The organism is Cupriavidus sp. KB_39, from assembly GCF_052114485.1.
Taxonomy (GTDB): Bacteria; Pseudomonadota; Gammaproteobacteria; order Burkholderiales; family Burkholderiaceae; genus Cupriavidus.
This window is the reverse complement of record NZ_JBFREV010000095.1, coordinates 1-2,916: the sequence shown is the minus strand read 5'-3', so window position 1 is coordinate 2,916 and position 2,916 is coordinate 1. Positions and strand designations below refer to the sequence as shown.

At 59.6% G+C, this 2,916-nt stretch carries 3 protein-coding genes; all 3 read left to right on the top strand.

The features are described from left to right. A partial coding sequence (locus AB4Z27_RS28625) for a hypothetical protein (RefSeq protein ID WP_441645930.1) occupies positions 1-1,294 on the top strand: 1,294 nt, incomplete at its 5' end. Positions 1,295-1,405: 111 nt separating this feature from the next. Continuing rightward, positions 1,406-2,383, top strand: a complete 978-nt coding sequence (locus AB4Z27_RS28620) for a formylglycine-generating enzyme family protein (protein ID WP_441645929.1) — start codon at positions 1,406-1,408, stop codon at positions 2,381-2,383. A gap of 95 nt (positions 2,384-2,478) precedes the next feature. Beyond that, on the top strand, positions 2,479-2,916 hold a 438-nt coding region (locus tag AB4Z27_RS28615; protein ID WP_441645928.1), incomplete at its 3' end, for an SUMF1/EgtB/PvdO family nonheme iron enzyme.

The window sequence follows — 2,916 nt, the reverse complement described above, 5'->3', positions numbered from 1 at the left end:
CGGTTGGTTGTGGACCGTTACTGATGGCGACGGCAGGACATTCAAGCTGATTGCGGCCCGTTGCCGGGTCACCGTGGAGGTGTCGGGCGTGGTGGGCGCCAGCATTGCCGCCGAACTGGCCATGAAGATCGAAGTCTCGCCTTTGGACAAGAACATGCCGAAAGCGGCCGGCAAGCGTGGCCGCAAAGACAAGAAGGCCCGCAGGAAGCAAACGGTGTCGATCAATACCAAGGACGAGGCCGACGTTGCCACGCTCGATGCCTCCGCCGGCGCGTTCGCGGGGGTGAAAGCCAATGGCACGTTGACGGGCGAGCTCGAATGGCGGGATCCAAAGGACGAGAAGAAGGAATTCGCCAGCATTGCGAGTATCGCGCCTACCGTCGGGGGAATGGCCGGCATTGGGGCAGGGGCGAAGTTCAAAATTGAATACACCCGCGGAATCTTTCGACTCAGGGCGCACGCCAGCCTGTGTGTGGGCGTGGGTGCGGAAGGCGCATTGGATTTCGCGGTGGGCGCAAAGCAGATGGTGCTGTTCTTTAGTTGCCTGTTTTACAACATCGCGTATTGGCAGTTCAAGAATCTGAAGATTATCGATGAAGATGCCTTCGAAGCGCTGAAGGGTATTCAGTTCCTGGCCGTGAGAACCGGCCGGGCAATTGAGAGCTACTACGGAGATACCGTTCAAACAATTCAAGATGCAGTGTTCGCGGTCGACAAAGAAATGGGGAAGGCCAACGCGAGGCTGGAACTGGCCAAGCGCATCCTCGGCAATCCGGAGTCACTGAAGTATGTCACGCCGGAGGCAAAGGGCATGCTTATCCATCAATTGACGCGTCACAGCTACGCGGATGTCGTGGCTGGCGGTGCGGTAGCCGGCGACAACTATCTGGGGCCTCAACGAAAGGCGGTTCTCGCCGTCATAAAGACCGCGGTATCCAAGCCCGAGCTTGAGAACATCATCCAGCATATAGCGAGGAGCGGCGCAAAGGGCAATTTCGCTGCAAATAAGACAGCGCTGAGGGCGTTCTTCAAGACGGAAGCCATCCGCGACATCGATATTCCAGTTTATGAATCGCCTTACCTGGGGGAATTCGATGCCCTAAAAACACTTGCACTGCATGGCGATTTCGATGGTTGGTATCAAGCCTTCGTCAATCATTTGATGGATGAGGTGCCACACGGCTATGCGCTCGCTGACGCGACTTCGCCGGCCTATGAGGCGCTGCGGGGCGCGAACGATCATCCCCTCTTTGCGTCCACCGGTTGGAACGCCTACTACACCAGCGAGGCTTAAATGCACTTCAGAACGATAGGAACCATTGCTGCCGTATTGACACTCCTCCTTGGGGGCGCTCAAGTGCTGGCCTCAGCGTTGACCGATGTCCAGCCCCCGCGCCAGCCCATCATGTCGAAGAACCCGCGCGAAAACGCGCCAACCTTGCATCAGCCTCCAGCGCTGACAGCAGAGTTGTTGGCTTTGACGGAAGGCAGCATCGAGGAACGCATAGCAAAGCTCAAGCACAAGGTGCTGAAGGACCTGATCCGGGTCGAAGGCGGCAGCTTCATGATGGGGGATTTCGGGCTAGGGTGGACGCCGGAGGGGTTGTACTACACGAGCGGGATCGATAACAAGCCGGCCTACAAGGTCACGCTGACGGGCTACAACCYTGCCCGGTTCAAGACTACCTATGCCGAGTACGACGTGTTCGCCGATGCGACCGGGCGGCCCCGGGCCGGGATGGAGCGGAGACCGGGCCACCCGTTGCCGCCGGGGTTCTACCGCCATCCGTTGATTCCGGCCGGCATGTACTGGCAGCAGGCCAGGGATTATTGCCAGTGGCTAGGCGAGCAGACCGGCGTGCCCTTCGGTCTGCCGACCGAGGCCCAATGGGAATACGCCGCGCGCAGCCGTGGCCAGAATTTCCTCTGGGCAACAGACAACGGGCACATTGATTTCGGCCGGAACATTGATACCTATGATCAGGCCCAACGAATGAAACCCATTGTTGACACCGACCCCGAGAGGCCGTCCTCCGTCACGCGAGCCATGCTTTATCCGGTCGGCATCTTCCCGCCCAACCCGTTGGGGTTSTATGACATGAACGCCAACGGATGGGAGTGGATGCAGGACTGGTATGACGAGGACTGGTACCGCGTAAGCCCGGAGCACGATCCGAAGGGGCCGCCGACCGGATCCTTGCGTTCGGTCCGGGGATACTCGGGTGGTTCCTATATTTCCGGGCTCAACATCAAGCGATATGGCGATGATCCTGTTCTTGTCGGAAAGGACATCCGCACGGGAGCCATTGGACCTGGATTCAACGTATCGTACACCGTTCGCTGTGTGGTCAACATCGACGGCGCTGTAGCGCAGTCGCAATGACACCCAGCGAGGCTTGAATGCACTTCAGAACAATCGGATCCATGGCAGCCGCATTGGCCCTCCTCCTTGGGTGCGCACAACACCCGGTCTCAGCGTTGGCCGATGTCCAGCCACCACCCCAGCCCATCATATCGGAAGACCCGGGCGAGGACGCGCCGATCTTGCATCAGCCTCCGGCACTCACAGCTGAGCTGCTGGCCTTGACGGAAGGCAGCATCGAGGAACGCATAGCAAAGCTCAAGCGCAAGGTGCTGAAGGACCTGATCCGGGTCGAAGGCGGCAGCTTCATGATGGGGGATTTCGGGCTCGGGTGGACCCCCGAAGGGTTGTACTACACGAGCGGGATCGAAAATAAGCCGCCCTACAAGGTCACGCTGACGGGCTACAACCTTGCCCGGTTCAAGACCACCTATGCTGAGTACGACGTGTTCGCTGATGCGACCGGCCGGCCCCGGGCCGGGATGGAGCGGAGACCGGGCCACCCGTTGCCGCCGGGGTTCTACCGCCATCCGTTGATACCGGCCGGCATGTAC